We start from the raw sequence: 16,655 nt of genomic DNA on the forward strand, positions 1-16,655 counted from the left end.
ACGGAAAGGGCGAGCAGGCCGCCGACCAGGGCGCCCCGGGCGTCACCGTCGCGACGTCCCCGGACCAGCCGGGTGACGGCATACGTCAGCAGCAGCGAGGGGAGGACCAGCCCCAGCGCGGCGAGGACGACCCCGCTCCCGAGGAGCGAGGAGGAGAGCGCGTCGCTCAGCCGCGCGCCTCGGCCAGCACCGAGGCCAGTGCGTCGGTGACCTGCCGCAGCTCGTCCTCGGTGATCGTCAGCGGCGGGGCGAGGCGGATGGTCGAGCCGTGGGTGTCCTTGGCCAGGACGCCCTTCTTGGCCAGCGCCTTGCACGCCTCCTTGCCGGTCATGAGCTCGGGGTCGATGTCGATGCCGGCCCACAGCCCCCGCACGCGGACGGCCTTGGCGCCGTGCCCGAGCAGCTTGCCGAGCTCCTCGGCGAAGACGCCCTCGAGCTGCTTGGCGTGCGCCTGGTGCTCCCCGGTGGCGAGCAGGTCGACGACGGCCTTGCCGACGGCGGCCGCCAACGGGTTGCCGCCGAAGGTGGACCCGTGGGTCCCGGGCGTGATGACGTTCATCACCTCGGCGTCGGCGGCGACGGCCGAGACCGGGACGATGCCGCCGCCGAGGGCCTTGCCCAGGGTGTACATGTCGGCCTCGACACCCTCGTACTCGCAGGCCAGCGAGGTGCCGGTGCGCCCGAGGCCGGACTGGATCTCGTCGGCGATCATGAGGACCTTGCGGCTGGTGCACAGCTCGCGCAGACCGGGCAGGAAGCCCTCCTCGGGGATCATCACGCCCTGCTCGCCCTGGATCGGCTCGACGAGCACGGCGGCGGTGTTGTCGGTGATGGCCGCCTCGATGGCACCGAGGTCGCCGTAGGGCACCGCGACGAAGCCCGGGGTGTAGGGACCGTAGTGGTCGTGCGCCTCCGGGTCGTCGGAGAAGGAGATGATCGTCGTCGTGCGGCCGTGGAAGTTGCCGTCCATGACGATGATCTCGGCCTGCCCCTCGGGCACACCCTTGACCTGGTAGGCCCACTTGCGGGCGATCTTCAGGGCGGTCTCGACGGCCTCGGCGCCGGTGTTCATCGGCAGGATCATGTCCTTGCCGACGAGCTTCGCCAGCGCCTCGCAGAACGGGCCCAGCTGGTCGTTGTGGAAGGCGCGCGAGGTCAGGGTGGAGCGGTCCAGCTGGTCCTTGGCGGCCTGCACGAGCCCGGGGTGGCGGTGCCCGAAGTTCAGCGCCGAGTAGCCCGAGAGCGCGTCGATGTAGGTGCGTCCCTCGACGTCGGTCACGTGGATGCCCTCGGCGTGCCCCACGACCACCGGCAGCGGGCTGTAGTTGTGGGCGGCGACCTTGTCCTCGAGATCGATGTAGGCCTGGTTCGTGGACAGCTCAGTCATGCTCGTCATCCTAGGGGTCGCGCGGGGGTGGGCAGGCAGCGCCCGGGGGCTGGTGGGCAGGACCACACCACGCCGTGTAGTCATGCATAGGTCAGTATAGCTATGCATCCGCTGTGACAGCGCAGCCGGCTCGCGGGCCGGAGCGCGCGTCCTGTGCGGTCGGAGCGCGCGTCCGGTGCGGCCGGAGCACGCGTCCGGTGCGGCCGGAGCGCGCGTCCTGTGCGGGTCAGGTGGTCTCGAGGGCGTCGCCCGCGTGCTCCGGCAGCAGCAGGTATGCCGCGAGGGCGCCGACGACGAAGGCGGCACCGAAGATCGCGAAGAGGGCGGCGTTGCCCCAGGCGCCGAGGATGACCGGCACCAGCAGCGGGGCCGCGATCGAGGCGATGCGCCCGAACCCGGCCGCGGCCCCCGCACCCGAGGCCCGGACGCTGGTGGGGTAGATCTCGGGGGTGATGGCGTAGAGGGCGCCCCAGGCGCCGAGGTTGAAGAAGCTCATCGCGCACCCGGCGGCGATGATCTGCCAGACCTCCCCGGCCATGCCGAAGCAGACCGCGGCCGCGGCGGACCCGAGCAGGAACGTCGCCAGCGTCACGCGGCGGCCCCACACCTCGACGAGGACGGCCGCGAGGGCGTAGCCCGGGAGCTGGGCCAGGGTGATGACCAGGGTGTAGCCGAAGGAGCGCACCAGGTCGAAGCCCTGGGCGTAGAGCAGGGTGGGCAGCCAGATGAACGCGCCGTAGTAGGAGAAGTTGACGCAGAACCAGACCACCCAGATGCCGGCGGTGCGGACCCGGTAGGCCGCCGACCACAGCGCCCCGGCCGTCTTCGGGGGCGCGTCGGGCAGCGCCCGGCTCTCCTCGTGCGGGACCCCGGCGGACTCCTCGAACGAGCGCACCACCTCCTCGGCCTCGGCGGCCCGGCCCCGACGCTCGAGGAAGAGCGGCGACTCGGGCATACCCCACCGGATGACGACGGCGTAGAGCGCCGGGACGAGCCCCAGCGCGAAGGCCCAGCGCCAGCCGTCGTCGCCCAGCGGCACGACGAAGAAGCCGATGAGCGCGGCCAGGAGCCACCCCACCGCCCAGAAGGACTCGAGGATGACCACCATGCGCCCGCGGATCCGGGTCGGGGACAGCTCGCTCACCAGGGTGGAGGCGACCGGCAGCTCGGCGCCCAGGCCGATGCCGACGAGGAAGCGCAGCACGAGCAGCGCGGCCAGCCCGGTCGCGAGCGCCGACGCCCCCGTCGCGAGGCCGTAGACCAGCAGGGTGAGGGCGAAGACGGTGCGCCGGCCGTAGCGGTCGGCGAGCATCCCGCCGAAGGTCGCCCCCAGGGCCATGCCGACGAAGCCGATGGACAGCAGCCAGGACTGCTCGGTGCGGGTGAGGTCCCACTGCGTGGCGACCGCGAGCCCGACGAAGGAGATGAGCCCGACGTCCATGGCGTCGAGGGCCCACCCGGCGCCCGACCCGAGCAGGACCCGGGTGTGCTGCCGGGTGTAGGGCAGCCGCCCCATCCGCTGCGGCCGGGTGGGCCGGGACTGGTCGGTCACCTGAGTGCTCACCATGAGCATAGATGGTATGCCCTGACCGCCGGTCGACGCACCAGGCCCCCTCGCCCGGCGCCGCGGCTCAGCGCGGGAGGGAGGTGAGCAGGGCGAGGATCCGGTCGACCGCGTCGGCCGGCACCGCGTCGCTGCCCCCGAGCGCGGTCCGCACGTAGATCCCGTCGCTGACCCGCAGCGCCAGGAAGGCGAGGTCGGCGTCACCCAGGGCGTCGGTCAGCGCCGCGAGGAAGTAGTCGTCGAGCAGGACGAGGGCGTCGCGCGCCGCCTGGTGCTCGTCGAGCTGCCCGAGCTTGAGCAGCGCGAGGTAGGTCCGGTCGAAGGGCCGGTCCGCGGCCACCGACTCGCGCAGGAAGACCTCGAGCGCGTCGGGCCGGGAGGACAGCCGGCGCTGCTCCGCCTCCCCGAACACCTCCAGCCGCTCGGCCAGCCCCTGCACGAGGGCGTCCTTGGACCCGAAGTGGTAGAGCAACCCACCCTTGGAGACCCCGGCGTGCTCGGCGGTCGCGGCGAGCGTCCCTGCCCGCTCGCCGTGCTCGATGACGAGCTCCTCGAAGGCGTCGAGGAGGCGGGAGCGCGTCTGTTCACCCTTGGCCATGCTCCCATCCTAGGGCTTGGCTGTTAACCGTCCAGACGGTATAGTTTTGACCATGACCGTGTCCGCTCTCACCCCTCCTGCGGCATACCCTCGCGCCACCCGCCGTGACTGGGCCGGGCTCGCCGTGCTCATGCTGCCGGTGCTGCTCGTGTCGATCGATACGACGGTGCTGAACTTCGCGCTGCCGCGCATCGCGCAGGACCTCTCCCCCTCCGCCGCGCAGCAGCTGTGGCTCATCGACGCCTACCCGCTGGTGCTGGCGACCCTGCTGGTGACGATGGGCACCGTCGGTGACCGGGTCGGGCGACGGCGCATCCTGCTGGTGGGCGCGACCGGCTTCGCGGGTGTCTCCGTGCTCGCGGCCTTCGCCCCGACCGCCGAGCTCCTGCTCCTGGCGCGGGTCGCGCTGGGCGTCTTCGGGGCCACGCTCATGCCGGCCACCCTGTCGTTGCTGCGCACGATGTTCCTCGACCGGGCGCAGCGCCGGCTGGCGATCGCCGTCTGGGCCACCGCCTTCTCGGTCGGCTCCGCACTGGGGCCGGTGGTCGGCGGCGTCCTGCTCGCGCACTTCGCCTGGGGCTCGGTCTTCCTCGTCGCCGTCCCGGTGCTGCTGCCGCTGCTGCTGCTCGGCCCGTTCCTCGTCCGCGAGTCCCGCGACCCGGCCCCGGGCCGCATCGACCTGGGCGGGATGGCCCTGTCGATGGCCGCCCTCGGCGGTCTGGCGTGGGCGGTCAAGCACGCCGCCGTCGACGGTCCGGACGCCCTCGCCGCGGCCGTCCTGCTGCTGGCCCTGCTCGCGGGCGCCGGGTTCGTGCGCCGGATGCGGCGGTCCCCCGACCCCATGCTCGACGTGCGCCTCTTCGCGGTGCCCGTCTTCTCCGGGGCCCTGGCGGTGAACCTGCTGAGCATCGTCGCGCTGACCGGCTTCCTCTTCTTCGTCACCCAGCACCTGCAGCTCGTCGAGGGCATGCCGGCCCTGGACGCCTCGCTCGTGCTCGTCCCGGGTGTCCTCGCGATGGTCGCGTCCGGCCTGCTCGTGGTGCAGGTGGTCCGCCACGTCCGCCCGGCGATCGCCGTGGTGGGTGGGCTGACCTTCTCGTTCTGCGCCTACGCGTTGCTCGCGCTCGGGGGCGCCGGCGTCTCGGTGACGCAGATCGCGGTGGCCTTCGCGCTGCTCGGGGTGGGCATCGGGGCCGCGGAGACCATCTCGAACGACCAGATCCTCACCGCCGTGCCCCCGGCCAAGGCCGGCGCCGCCTCGGCGGTGAGCGAGACCGCCTACGAGTTCGGGGCGGTGCTCGGCACGACGGTGCTGGGCGGTCTGCTGACCGCGGTCTACCGCAGCTCGCTCGTCGTCCCGGCCGGGACCGGAGACGACGCCGCCGCCGCGGCGCGCGAGACCCTGGGCGGGGCCGCCGCGGCAGCCGAGCGGACCGGCGACCCGGCCCTGCTCGAGGCGGCCCGCTCCGCCTTCGACGCCGGTGTCGGTGTGACGAGCGCCGCCGGGACGGTGCTGGTCGCGGTCGCGGCCGTCGTCGCCTGGGTCACGCTGCGCCGCGCCGACCGGTGACCCCCGGGAGGGTCACCGGTAGTTGGTGAACTGCAGCGCCACGTCGAGGTCCTTCTCCTTGAGCAGCCGCTGGATCGCCTGCAGGTCGTCGCGGGACTTCGAGGTCACCCTCAGCTCGTCGCCCTGGATCTGGCTCTTCACCGACGTCGGGCCCTCGTCGCGGATGATCTTGCCGATCTTCTTGGCGTTCTCGCTGGAGATGCCGCTCTTCAGCGCGGCCTCGAGCCGGTACTCCTTGCCCGAGGCGTAGGGCTCGCCGTCGTGGGTGTAGTCGAGGTGCTTGAGCGACACCCCGCGCTTGACCAGCTTGGTCTGCAGCACGTCGAGCACGGCCTTGCAGCGCTCCTCGCTGTTGGCGGCCATCGAGATGGTCTCCCCCGCCAGCTCCACCCGCGCGCCGACGTTGCGGAAGTCGTAGCGGGTGGAGATCTCCTTGGCCGCCTGGTTGACGGCGTTGGCGACCTCCTGGTGATCGACCTTGCTGACGATGTCGAAGGACGAGTCGGCCATGGGCATACCTCCTGTGTCGTGGCGGACCGGCGGCTCCTGGACGAGTTCGGAGCACCGGGGCATCACTGTTAGCATGACACCCGCGCTTCGCGCACTGGCAGGTTGTCCGAGCGGCCAATGGAAGCGGACTGTAAATCCGTCGGCGTATGCCTACGCAGGTTCGAATCCTGCACCTGCCACCCACGAGGACGGGCACCGGGAGACCGGTGCCCGTCCTTCTGTCTCCCCCTCCTGCGTCGTCGGGTATGCCTCGCCGCGGCCGGCGCGGGCGCGCCAGCGCGGCGCCTGCAACAGCGCGGCGGCCTCCGACATAGTGCAGGTGGACGGGCCGACGGGGCCCGGCCCGCCACACGGCAGGAGGAGCGATGGCCCTACGCCTCGCCGGGACCGCCGCCCACCAGGGCGCGTCCGGGAGCAGCCGGGACACGGCCTGGTTCGACGGGTTCTTCGCCCAGCACGCGACCCAGGTCCACCGGTACTTCGTCCGCCGGGCCACCGGCAACGACGTCGACGACCTCACCGCCGAGGTGTTCGCGACCGCGTGGCGGCGGCGCGACCGCATCCCGGCCGAGCACGAGCTGCCGTGGCTCTACCGGACCGCGTCCTACGTGCTCGCCAACCACCGCCGCAAGCCCACGCTGACCCTGCTGTCGGACTACTCCGGGCAGGAGGACGGCGCCGGCCAGCACATGCGCAGCGTCGACCCCGCCGACCTCGTCATGGTTGACGACGAGGTGCGCCGCGCCCTCGCCCGGCTGAGCGCGCGGGACCGCGGCATCCTCATGCTGCACGCCTGGGAGGGGCTGGACGGGGAGGGCCTGGCCCAGGCCCTCGGCCTCACCCGGGGCGGCGCCGCCGCGGCCCTCTCCCGCGCCCGGGCCCGGCTCCGCGAGGCCTGGGAGCACGACCACTGACACCACCGGCCGCCCTGCGCGACCGCACCACCCCGCACCACCGCTCGAAGGAGACCGACATGGTCCAGCACCACGGCGACGAGGGCCTGCACCGCCTGCAGGCCAGCGACCCGGCCACCGGGTCCCACCCCGACCTGCACCGGCTGCGGTCGCTGGTCGCGCACAAGGCCCCGGCGAGCCAGGGTGCCGAGCGCGCCAGCCGGGTGGACGACGACCTGCTGCGCGGGCCGGCGATCCGCGCCCCGTGGGTGGCCGCGGCGTGCATCGCCGCGCTCGCCATCGGCGCCGGGGGGTATGCCCTCGGTACCCAGCGCGGCAGCGGCACCCTGCTCGTCGCGGGCGAGGACTCCCTGCTCGCCCCCGCCGGCGCCGGCATCGACGCCGGCCTGGGCGCCGAGCTGGCCGGAGAGTCCTTCTCCGTGAGCAGCTCCACCGCCGAGGGCGCCGCCGAGCCCTACGACCCCGGCCCGGTGCGGCTCGTGCCGGGCGCCGGCCTGTCTGCCGAGCGGACGACCGCGCCGGTGCGCGTGCTGCGCAGCGAGGAGGACCCGCAGGCCTTCGTCGACGAGTGGGCGCGGACCCTCGGGCTCCAGGGGGCCCCGATCCCGACCGACGTCGAGTTCCTCGGCGAGGGCACCGTCGGCCTGGCCGAGGCGGAGACCGGCCGGATGATCATGGCCTCCACCGAGGGTGGGGGGCTGCACGTCAGCTACACCGACGTCTTCTCCTCCCCCGACTGCCGGGAGACCCTGGAGATGGGCTACGCGCGGGAGCGGGAGATGCTGCAGGAGTTCTGGGAGGGCACCTTCGGCGCGGGCACGCCGCTGCCCACCGCGCAGGACTGCCGTGACGTCGGCGACGAACGGCCGACGGACGAGCAGGCGCTGGCCGCGGCCCGGGACTTCCTCACCTTGGCCGGCATCCCCACGGAGGGGTTCGACGTCCAGGTGCAGGACTACGCCGACGAGGGATCGAGCACGGTCTACGTCGAGGCCGCCCCGGAGGGCGGCGCCTACGGGCCGCGCCACATCACTCTCACCGTCGGCCCGGCCGGGGTCGTCGACGCCTCCGCCGGGCTCGGCGAGATGGTCTCGCTCGGCGACTACCCCGTCATCTCCCCGGTGGAGGCGGTTCAGCGCTACGGCCTGCGCGAGTTCTCGATGGAGTACGGCGTGCAGCTGCCGCAGGACCTCGAGGAGGTCACCGCGGACCCCGGCGAGCGCACCTTCGTCGAGCCGCAGATCCCCGACAGCCCCGAGATCAGCGACGGCATGGACCTGCCGCTGCTGCTCAAGGACAAGGAGGTCACCGGGGCCACCCTGGTCCAGGGGACCATCTACACCCAGTCCGGGAGCATGGAGGTCCCGACCTGGGAGCTCACCACCGACGACGGCATGAGCTACCCGGTCATGGCGGTGGCCGACCAGGCCATCGACTGGGTCGCCTGGGAGTGACGCGACCGGGCGGGGGGAGCACAGCCGGAGCCCCCGCCCCGCACGGCAGACCGGTCAGAGGCGCTCGATGCCCGGCTGGTTGCCCTGCGCCATCTGCTCCAGGCGGGCGATGCGCTGGGCCATCGGCGGGTGGGTGGCGAACAGCCTGCCGGCGTCCTTGGCCCGGAACGGGTTGGCGATCATCATGTGGCTGGCGTTGACCACCTGCCGCTCCGGCGCCAGCGGGGCGCGGGCGGTGCCGGCCTCCAGCTTGCGCAGGGCGGAGGCGAGGGCGAGCGGGTCCCCGGTGAGCTGGGCGCCGTCCTCGTCGGCGTCGTACTCCCGGGTCCGGCTGATCGCCAGCTGCACGACCGAGGCGGCGATCGGCGCGAGCAGCGCCATCGCGAGCATCGCGATCGGGTTGCCGCCGTTCTCCCGGTTGCCGCCGAAGAAGAGCGACATCTGCGCCACCGCGGTGATGACGCCGGCGATGCCGGCCGCGACCGAGCTGGTGAGGATGTCGCGGTTGTAGACGTGCATGAGCTCGTGCCCCAGGACACCGCGCAGCTCGCGCTCGTCCAGCAGGTGCAGGATGCCCTCCGTGCAGCAGACGGCGGCGTTGTCCGGGTTGCGGCCGGTCGCGAAGGCGTTCGGCGCCGCCGTGGGGCTGACGTAGAGGCGGGGCATGGGCTTGCCGGCCCGCTCGGACAGCTCCTCGACGATGCGGTACATCTGCGGCTGCTGCTCGCGGGTCACCGGCTGGGCCCGCATGGCCTTGATGGCCAGCTTGTCGGAGTTCCAGTAGCTGTAGAACGTCGTCGCGAGGGCGAAGATGCCGAACAGCCAGATGTAGCGACCACTCCCGATGATCGCGCCCATGCCGAGGAAGATCGCCCAGATGGCGCCGAAGAGCAGGGTCGTCTTCAGCCCGTTGTAGTGCCGGTTCATGACCGGTCAACGACGGGGCGTCGTGCCGGTGTTCCCGGTGTCGCAGACCCCGGTGCCGGCGCCCGTCCGACCTCGCGCGGGCTCCCCGGTCCCGGGCCCGGGCCGGCGCTCAGAGGGCACCGACGGGCAGGATGCTGCCGGCGACGAGGAGGGCGGTGAGCAGCCCGGTCAGCGCCCACAACCGGACCGGTACGCGGCGGCGGTCGCCGGCTGGGGCTGCAGCGGCCGCAGCCTGGTCGCCGGTCCCGGCCTCGCCCTGCCCTGCCGTGACGCCGCCGGCCTGCCGCCGCGGCGCCGGGGCGACGAGCACCGCGACCCAGCGCAGGTAGACGGCGAGCCCCAGCGCGATGTTGACCGCCGCCACCAGCGCCAGCCACCACGTCTCGTCGCCGAGCACGGGGCGCAGCGCCACGACCTTGGCCACGACGCCGGCCACGGCGGGGGGCAGGCCCGCCAGCGTGAGCAGCGCCAGCATCAGCGGCAGCGCCAGCCACGGGTGGCTGCGCAGCAGCCCGCGCTGCGCCTCGAGGGAGGCCGGGCGGGCCTGGACGCCCAGCGCCACGACGGCGGCGAGGACGACGAACGCCAGCAGGGTGGCGGTGACGTAGACGACGAGGTAGGACCCGGCCGCGCTGGCCGCCTGGGCCGACAGCGACGCGAGGGGCAGCAGCACCCACCCGGCCTGCGCGACCGTCGACCACGCCAGCAGCCGCACGGTGTCCTGCTGGACCAGCGCGACGAGGTTGCCGACGGTCATCGAGGCACCGGCCAGCACGGCGACCGCGACGAGCGTGGTGCCCTCGACCGTGCCCAGCGCACGGACCACGACGACGAGGCCCCCCAGGGCGGCCACCTTGGACACGGTCGCGAGGTATGCCGTGACCGGCAGAGGCGCGGCGGCGTACGTCACCGGGGTCCAGGCGTGGAACGGCACGGCGGAGACCTTGAACGCCAGCCCGGCCACGAGGAGCACGGCGGCCAGCACGAGGAGCTCGGGGTGCTCGGCCCGGGTCGCGCCGTCGAACCGGGTGCTGCCGGTCGCGGCGACCCACAGGGCGGCGCCGAGGGCGAGCAGGCCGAAGGACACGAGCGAGGTGGTGAGCAGGGCGACGGCGCCGTCCACGGCCCGCGCGCGCCGGTCGGCCGCCCACGTCGTGCGGACCAGGGCCACCAGGGCGACCGTGGGCAGGGTGGCCAGCTCCAGCGCGACGAGCAGCGACCCGAGATCGCCGGCGGCCGGGACCGCCACGACCCCGGCGGTGGCGGCCAGGAGGAGCGCGGTGACCACCGGCGCCCGCCCGGTGGTCTCGGCCCCGGCCCCGGGGCCCGGTGCCGACCAGTCCCGCCAGGTGAGGACCAGCACGACGAGCGCCGCGCCGAGGGCGCAGACCTGCAGTGCGGAGACGAGGTGGTCGGCGCGGTAGGCGCACCAGCCGCCGGCGAGGCAGAACGAGGACCGCGCCTCGCCGACCGCCAGCCGCAGCCCGGGCAGCGCCGCCACGAGCCCGGCGGCCAGGCCCAGCGCGCCGACCACCAGGTGCGGCTCGCGGCGCCCGGGCAGGGCGGCGTCCATCAGCAGCAGGAGCACCGCCGCGGCGAGGGGCGCCAGGACGGGCAGGACCGACGACAGGTCGACCTCCAGGGTCATCGGCCCAGCACCCCCTCGACGAAGGGCGCGGTCACGCCCAGCAGCAGCGTCGGGACCAGCCCGAGGACCAGGACCAGGACGCCCAGCAGGCGCAGCGCGGTGCGCTCGGTCAGCACGGCGTCGGGCACCCGCGGCTCGACCCGGTCACCGGCCCAGACCTCGCGGAGCACCCGCACGGTGTAGGCGACCGCGAGCGCACCGCCCAGCGCGGCGACGACGGCGAAGCCGCGGAACCACCCCTCCGGCCGGTCGGCCGCGGGCGACCAGGCGGCGAGGAGGGAGCCGATCTCGCCCCAGAACACGGCGAGCCCCGGGAGCCCGCTCGACGCCGCCATCCCCAGCACCAGCGCCAGGCCGAGCCGAGGGGCGACCTCGCGGACCGCCGCCCGCCGGCGCCCGAGGTCGGCGCTACCCCACCGGTGCTTCAGCCCACCGACCACGACGAAGAGCAGCGCCGAGACCAGGCCGTGGGCGACGTTGCCGAAGAGCGCGGCCTGCAGCCCGGCCTGCGTGCCGGTCGCCAGGCCGAGCACGACGAAGCCGAGGTGGGCCACCGAGGACCAGGCGATGAGGCGTTTCAGGTCGCGCTCGACCAGGCACACCAGCGAGGCCCAGACGATGCCGGTGACCCCGAGGCCGGCCAGCAGCGGCGACCACGCCGCGAAGCCCTCGGGGACGACCGGCACGACCAGCCGCACCATGCCGTAGGTGCCGAGCTTGAGCAGGACCGCCGCCAGCAGCACCGAGCCGGCGGTCGGGGCGGTCGCGTGCACCCACGGCAGCCAGGTGTGCAGGGGGAAGACGGGGGTCTTCAGGCCCAGGCCGACGAGCAGGACCGCCGCCACCGCCAGCTGGGAGCCGCGGCCGAGCGAGGCGCCCCCCTCGCCCGCCCACAGCGCCAGGTCCGTGCTGCCGGTCGCCGTCGCCACGGCGAGGATGCCGAGCAGCACCAACGAGGACGCGACCACGGTGACGAGGAGGAAACGCAGCGCGGCGCCCTCCCGGTCGCTGCCGGGGTCGCCGTAGCGCGCGACCAGCACCCACATGGGCACGAGCACGAGCTCGAGGCCGACGAAGAAGAGGATGGCGTCACCGGCGAGGAAGGCGACCAGGGCACCGAGGAGCACGACGAGCAGGCAGGCGTGGTAGGTCGCGAGGCCGGGCACGTCCTCCCCGCGCACCACCGGGATGGGTGAGGTCGGGTCGGTGTCGGCGAGGTCGACCGGCTCCGGGCGCGGCTCGCGCCCCGGGTGCAGGTGCAGCGCCGTGGCGACCACGCCCGCGAGGGCGGTGAGCAGCAGCAGCGGCACCGACAGCCCGTCCGGGCGCAGGCTGAACGACACGCCGAGACTGGGGATCCAGCTCGCCTCCAGCACGGGGCGGTCCAGCGCGACACCGGCCACCCCGAGCGCGCTGAGGCCGGCAGCGACCATCGACCCACGGTGCAGGACCCGGTGGCCGGGGGGCGCGGCCCGGCGACCGGCCGCGAGCAGCAGCACCGCCGCCAGCAGCAGCGGGCCCAGCGCGACGGCATACCACCACGTCCCGAGGTCCGGCACCAGGGCGAGCAGGTCCGCGCGCACCCTGCCGAGCGTGCCGCTCACGCGGTCACCACCCCGAGGGCCGCGAGCGCCAGCATGCCCGCCAGCACGAGGGCCAGGGCGGGCGTGGCCCGGCGCGGGCTCGTGAGGTCACCGACCCGCCCCAGCAGCCGGGACCCCACGCCGGCGCCGCGCACCCAGGAGTCGAGGACCTCCGCGTCGAACCACGCCACCGCCCGGGCCAGTGCCAGGACGGGCGTCACGACCACGACACGGTAGGCGAGGTCGGCGTGCAGGCCGCGCTCGGCCGCCAGGCTGACACCGGCCGGGATGCGGGCCGCCGCGTCCCGGGTGCGCACCCCGCCGGCGGCCAGCCGCACGAGGAGGGCGCTCACCACCATGAGCAGCAGCGTCGCGGCCATCAGCTGCAGGTCCACGTGGGCCTGCGGACCCCAGACCGGGAGCAGCAGGACGACCCCCCCGAAGAGCGTCATGAGCATGAGCGCGGAGGTGCCCATCCGGGCCGAGGAGCTGATGGCGGCCTCGGCGCGCTCGACCCCTTCGGCCTCCTGCACGACCTGGGGCTCGTCGAAGAAGTCGTCGATCCGCTCCACCGGGTCCGGTTCGTAGAGCCGGGCGTGGCCCTGCGCGGCGGTCGGGCGGCTCAGCACCAGCCAGGCCCGCATGCAGTAGGCGGCGGTGAGCGGGGCGGTCGCCCCCACGGAGGCCAGGACGAGCACCGGGACGAAGCCCCCGCCGGTCGCGGCGGTGCCGGCCTCGGCGGTCCCCAGGATCGCCTCCTTGGAGAAGAAGCCGACGAACGGCGGCACGCCGGCGAGCGCCAGCAGGCCCCAGCCGAAGCGGTGCCGGAGCACGCGGTAGCGCCGGGCGCCCGAGGCCATGAGCGCCATGGCGGTGCCGCCGACGAGGACGCCGAGCCACCCGGTGGTGAGGAACAGCAGCGCCTTGAACCAGGCGTGCGCCACCAGGTGCTGCAGCGCGGCGTCCGGCCCGGTGCCCATGGTCGCCGCCGCGAGGACGGCCAGCATGAGCGCCACCTGGCTGACGGTCGACCAGGCGAGCAGCCGCTTGAGGTCGCCCTGGGCGAAGGCCAGCACGGCGGCGCCGACCATGGTCACGCAGGCCAGCACGGCGAGCAGCAGCCGGGCCGGGCCGGAGACCGACAGCAGGGGGAACAGCTGCGCCAGCACGACCGTGCCCGCGGCCACCATCGTCGCGGCGTGGATGAGGGCGGAGGCGGGGGTGGGGCCCTCCATGGCGTCGGGCAGCCAGTCCTGGAAGGGGAACAGCGCGGACTTGCCGGCGACGCCGACGACGAGCAGGACCATGGCTGCCGTCAGCGCCGGCGAGGGGCCGGCCTCCGCCCAGTGCCGGACCACGTCGGTGGTCCGGGTGGTCCCGGCCCCGGCCACCAGGACGAGCAGACCCAGCACGAAACCCACGTCCGCCGTGCGGGTGACGAGCAGCGCCTTGCTCGCCGCGCGGGTCGCGGCCGAGCGGGTCGACTGGTGCCCGACGAGCAGGTAGGAGCACCACCCCATGACCTCCCAGCCCACGAGGGTCAGGAGCAGGTCGTCGGAGAGGACGACGAGCAGCATCGCCGAGGTGAACAGCGAGACGGTGGCGGCGAAGGGGCGGTAGCGCGGGTCGTACCAGAGGTACCAGCGGGCATACCCCTGGACCACGAGGGCGACCGCGGCGACGGTGACGGCGACGATGGCCAGCGGCCACGTCACCAGCAGCCGCAGCGGCGCGTCCAGGTCGCCCAGCGGCAGCGCGCCGATCGTCCCGGCACCCCGCCGGGCCCCCTCGATCTGGGTCAGGGTGTAGAGCTGCCAGCAGGTGGCGAGGAAGGCCAGCAGCGCGCCGCCGACACCGACCCAGGCCGCCAGCCGGTTGGACCGCCCGGTCAGCCCCAGCCCGGCGAGGGCCGCCAGCAGGGTCGCGAGGATCGCCCAGTGCGCCGGCGACCCCCACAGGTCCGGGGCCGGCAGGTGCGGCAGCGGCAGCGACGGCAGCTGCAGGTCGGACCAGGTCACGTCGGGCAGGTCAGGCACGTCCGCGCACCTCCTCCTCACCGTGGGCGTCGAGCTCGGCGTGCAGGTCGACGTGGCCGCGGGCCCGGAAGAGGGCGAGCAGGACGGCCAGGGCCAACACCACCTCGGCGGCGGCGATGGTGATGACGAAGAGCGTGAGCACGGCCGCGCCGGGGTCGCCGGCGGCCCCGGTCTGCGCCACGGTGACGAGCACCAGCCCGGCGGCGCCGAGCACGAGCTCGACGCCGATGAGCACGAGGACGGCGTGGCGGCGCGCGAGGATGCCGTAGACCCCGAGGCCGGCGAGGACCGCCGCGAGCAGGTAGGGCAGGGCGGGGCGGATCACGGTCGCTCCCCCTGCACGGCCTCGACGTCGGCGGGCGGGTCCGGCCGCTGGCTGGGGTCGTCCTGGCCGCCGACCGGCGCCCGGGCCACGGCGACCGCGGCGACGAGGGCCATGAGCAGCAGCGCCGAGAGCAGCTCGAAGGGCCAGACGTCGGTGCCGAAGATCGTCGCGGCGACCTCGGTGCTGCCGCCGCCGTCGATCGGGACGCGTCCCCACCCGAACGCCGAGAGGAGCGCGCCACCGAGGAGCACGGTGGTGCCGGCGCCGACCAGCGCCGCGGCGACCCGCTGCGGGACGCCGGTGACCACGGGGACACCTCCGGCCCGGGTGAGCATGAGGGCGAAGAGGACGAGGACGACGACCGCCCCGACGTAGACGAGCAGCTGCACCAGCGCCACCAGCTCCGCCCCGAGCACGAGGTAGCAGCCGGCCAGCCCGCCCAGGGCCACCACCAGCCACAGCGCGGCGTGCAGCACCTGCCGGGAGGTCACCGACAGCGCCGCGGCACCGGCGGTGACCAGGCCCACGGCGACGAACAGGACGTCGAGCCCGCTCACCGGGCCTCCCCCGCCTCGTCGGGCGCCGCCTCGACCTGCGGCGCGTCGGCCTCGGCGGGCTCGCGCCGGTAGCCCACCGGGAGCGCCGCCTCGGGTACCGAGGCCATGAAGCCGCCGAGGCGCTCCTTGTCGTGCAGCAGGTTGCGGATGTCGCCCTCGGCGTAGGCGAAGTCGGGCGCCCAGAACAACGCGTCGAAGGGGCAGACCTCGATGCAGATGCCGCAGTACATGCACAGCGAGAAGTCGATGTCGAAGCGGTCGAGGACGTTGTGCGAGCGCTCCCGGCCGCCCTCGGTCTGCGGCGGCTCGGTCTCCTTGTGCGAGTCGATGGTGATGCACCAGTCCGGGCACTCGCGGGCGCACAGCATGCAGGAGGTGCAGTTCTCCTCCAGCAGGGCGATGACCCCGCGGCTGCGCTCGGGCAGCGTCGGCTCGGTGTGCGGGTACTGGACCGTGTGCGCCGGTCGCGTCAGCGTCCGCAGGGTGGTGCCGAGGCCGCGGATCAGGCCGGTGACGCCGCTCATCCCCAGACCACCACCCCGACGCCGGTGACCGCCAGCTGCAGCAGCGCCACCGGGAGGAGCACCAGCCACGCGAGGCGCTGCAGCTGGTCCTCGCGCACCCGGGGCCAGGCGACCCGCAGCCAGAGGAAGAGCGCACCGACCCCTGTCGCCTTGAGCAGCGTCCACAGCACCCCGACGACACCCGCCCCGGCGTCGGCCCAGGGGCCTCGCCACCCCCCGAGGAAGAGCACGGTGAACAGCAGCGCCATGACGACCATGCCGGCATACTCGGCCAGCAGGAAGAAGGCGAAGCGCAGCCCGGTGTACTCGGTCAGCGGACCGAAGACGAGCTCGGCGTCGGCCACCGGTGCGTCGAAGGGGGTGCGCTGCAGCTCGGCGACGCTGGCGGCGAGGAAGACCACCGCGGCCGGTGCCTGCCACAGCAGCCACCACCACGACCACTGACCGACGATGCCGGTGAGCGACAGGGTCCCGGCGGCCAGGGCCACGCTGGCCGCGGCGAGGATGAGCGGCAGCTCGTAGGACACGAGCTGCGCCCCCGCCCGCAGCCCGCCGAGCAGGGCGTACTTGTTGCCCGAGCCCCACCCGGCCATGAGCGTGCCGATGACCCCGACGCTGGTGACGGCCAGGACGAGCAGCAGGCTGGCCGGCACGTCGACGGCGACCCAGGCGGCCCCCAGCGGGACGGCGGCCAGGGCGACGAGATAGGGCACCAGCGCCACGGCGGGCGCCAGCCGGAACACCGGGCGGTCCGCGGCAGCCGGCGTGACGTCCTCCTTCTGGGCGAACTTGATGCCGTCGGCGACCAGCTGCAGGACACCGTGGGGTCCCGCCTCCATCGGACCGAGCCGGCCCTGCATGTGGCCCATGAGCTTGTGCTCCAGCTGGCCCAGGGCGAGCGGCAGCGTGAGGAAGGCCGCCAGCACGGCAGCGGCCTTCAGCACGGCCTCCAGGGCCCAGGGGACATCGGCGAGCATCGCGTTCACCCTAACGAGTGAGGCGCGCGGCCGGGCGACGCCGCACCGACCGGGCCCGGCCCGTCCCGCTGGCGCGGTACG

General features: G+C 74.3%; 15 protein-coding genes and 1 tRNA gene. 4 read left to right on the forward strand and 12 right to left on the reverse strand.

Annotated elements, in window-relative coordinates; genetic code table 11:
• Positions 1-166: 166 nt before the first annotated feature.
• The 3 genes from rocD to EUS26_RS12030 form a co-directional block, all read right to left on the reverse strand.
• Positions 167-1,387, reverse strand: a complete 1,221-nt coding sequence (gene rocD / locus EUS26_RS12020) for an ornithine--oxo-acid transaminase (protein WP_130014069.1) — start codon at positions 1,385-1,387, stop codon at positions 167-169.
• Between the two features lie 226 nt (positions 1,388-1,613).
• Positions 1,614-2,954, reverse strand: a complete 1,341-nt coding sequence (locus tag EUS26_RS12025; RefSeq protein ID WP_130014070.1) for an MFS transporter — start codon at positions 2,952-2,954, stop codon at positions 1,614-1,616.
• A gap of 64 nt (positions 2,955-3,018) precedes the next feature.
• Complete coding sequence (locus EUS26_RS12030; protein WP_130014071.1) at positions 3,019-3,549, reverse strand: TetR/AcrR family transcriptional regulator; 531 nt, start codon at positions 3,547-3,549, stop codon at positions 3,019-3,021.
• 52 nt (positions 3,550-3,601) lie between these two features.
• On the opposite strand from EUS26_RS12030, the gene EUS26_RS12035 reads away from it, so the two are divergent.
• On the forward strand, positions 3,602-5,119 hold the full coding sequence (locus EUS26_RS12035) for an MFS transporter (protein WP_130014072.1): 1,518 nt from the start codon (positions 3,602-3,604) through the stop codon (positions 5,117-5,119).
• A gap of 12 nt (positions 5,120-5,131) precedes the next feature.
• Here EUS26_RS12035 and EUS26_RS12040 read toward each other — a convergent pair whose 3' ends face one another.
• Complete coding sequence (locus EUS26_RS12040) at positions 5,132-5,629, reverse strand: YajQ family cyclic di-GMP-binding protein (RefSeq protein WP_130014073.1); 498 nt, start codon at positions 5,627-5,629, stop codon at positions 5,132-5,134.
• 96 nt (positions 5,630-5,725) lie between these two features.
• Here EUS26_RS12040 and EUS26_RS12045 point away from each other — a divergent pair.
• The 3 genes from EUS26_RS12045 to EUS26_RS12055 all read left to right on the forward strand — a co-directional run bounded on the left by EUS26_RS12045 (position 5,726) and on the right by EUS26_RS12055 (position 7,997).
• Positions 5,726-5,808, forward strand: a tRNA-Tyr gene (locus EUS26_RS12045).
• A 186-nt stretch (positions 5,809-5,994) separates the two neighbouring features.
• Positions 5,995-6,543, forward strand: a complete 549-nt coding sequence (locus EUS26_RS12050) for an RNA polymerase sigma factor (RefSeq protein ID WP_130014074.1) — start codon at positions 5,995-5,997, stop codon at positions 6,541-6,543.
• Positions 6,544-6,602: 59 nt separating this feature from the next.
• A complete protein-coding gene (locus EUS26_RS12055) occupies positions 6,603-7,997 on the forward strand; it encodes a hypothetical protein (RefSeq protein WP_130014075.1) in 1,395 nt (464 codons plus the stop codon).
• Between the two features lie 54 nt (positions 7,998-8,051).
• On the opposite strand, the gene htpX is transcribed toward EUS26_RS12055, so the two are convergent.
• The 8 genes from htpX to EUS26_RS12095 all read right to left on the reverse strand — a co-directional run bounded on the left by htpX (position 8,052) and on the right by EUS26_RS12095 (position 16,574).
• The gene (gene htpX, locus EUS26_RS12060; protein WP_130014076.1) at positions 8,052-8,924 is read right to left on the reverse strand and encodes a zinc metalloprotease HtpX; all 873 of its coding nucleotides are present in this window, start codon (positions 8,922-8,924) and stop codon (positions 8,052-8,054) included.
• A 109-nt stretch (positions 8,925-9,033) separates the two neighbouring features.
• Complete coding sequence (locus tag EUS26_RS12065) at positions 9,034-10,572, reverse strand: NADH-quinone oxidoreductase subunit N (protein WP_130014077.1); 1,539 nt, start codon at positions 10,570-10,572, stop codon at positions 9,034-9,036.
• The gene (locus EUS26_RS12070; protein WP_238148956.1) at positions 10,569-12,176 is read right to left on the reverse strand and encodes a complex I subunit 4 family protein; all 1,608 of its coding nucleotides are present in this window, start codon (positions 12,174-12,176) and stop codon (positions 10,569-10,571) included. Before EUS26_RS12070 ends, EUS26_RS12065 begins: the two co-directional genes overlap by 4 nt.
• Positions 12,173-14,191: an NADH-quinone oxidoreductase subunit 5 family protein gene (locus EUS26_RS12075; protein ID WP_238148957.1), complete on the reverse strand. Its 2,019-nt coding sequence runs from the start codon at positions 14,189-14,191 to the stop codon at positions 12,173-12,175. The genes EUS26_RS12070 and EUS26_RS12075 overlap by 4 nt, the downstream gene beginning before the upstream one ends.
• The gene (gene nuoK / locus EUS26_RS12080; protein WP_130014078.1) at positions 14,184-14,516 is read right to left on the reverse strand and encodes an NADH-quinone oxidoreductase subunit NuoK; all 333 of its coding nucleotides are present in this window, start codon (positions 14,514-14,516) and stop codon (positions 14,184-14,186) included. The genes EUS26_RS12075 and nuoK overlap by 8 nt, the downstream gene beginning before the upstream one ends.
• Entirely contained in the window at positions 14,513-15,073 is a 561-nt protein-coding gene (locus EUS26_RS12085; protein WP_130014079.1) for an NADH-quinone oxidoreductase subunit J family protein, read from the reverse strand. Before EUS26_RS12085 ends, nuoK begins: the two co-directional genes overlap by 4 nt.
• Entirely contained in the window at positions 15,070-15,597 is a 528-nt protein-coding gene (locus tag EUS26_RS12090) for a NuoI/complex I 23 kDa subunit family protein (RefSeq protein ID WP_130014080.1), read from the reverse strand. The genes EUS26_RS12085 and EUS26_RS12090 overlap by 4 nt, the downstream gene beginning before the upstream one ends.
• Entirely contained in the window at positions 15,594-16,574 is a 981-nt protein-coding gene (locus EUS26_RS12095; RefSeq protein ID WP_130014081.1) for a complex I subunit 1/NuoH family protein, read from the reverse strand. Before EUS26_RS12095 ends, EUS26_RS12090 begins: the two co-directional genes overlap by 4 nt.
• Between the last annotated feature and the right edge of the window lie 81 nt (positions 16,575-16,655).

It is taken from the genome of Serinicoccus sediminis (genome assembly GCF_004153545.1).
GTDB classification, from domain to species: domain Bacteria; phylum Actinomycetota; class Actinomycetes; order Actinomycetales; family Dermatophilaceae; genus Ornithinicoccus; species Ornithinicoccus sediminis_A.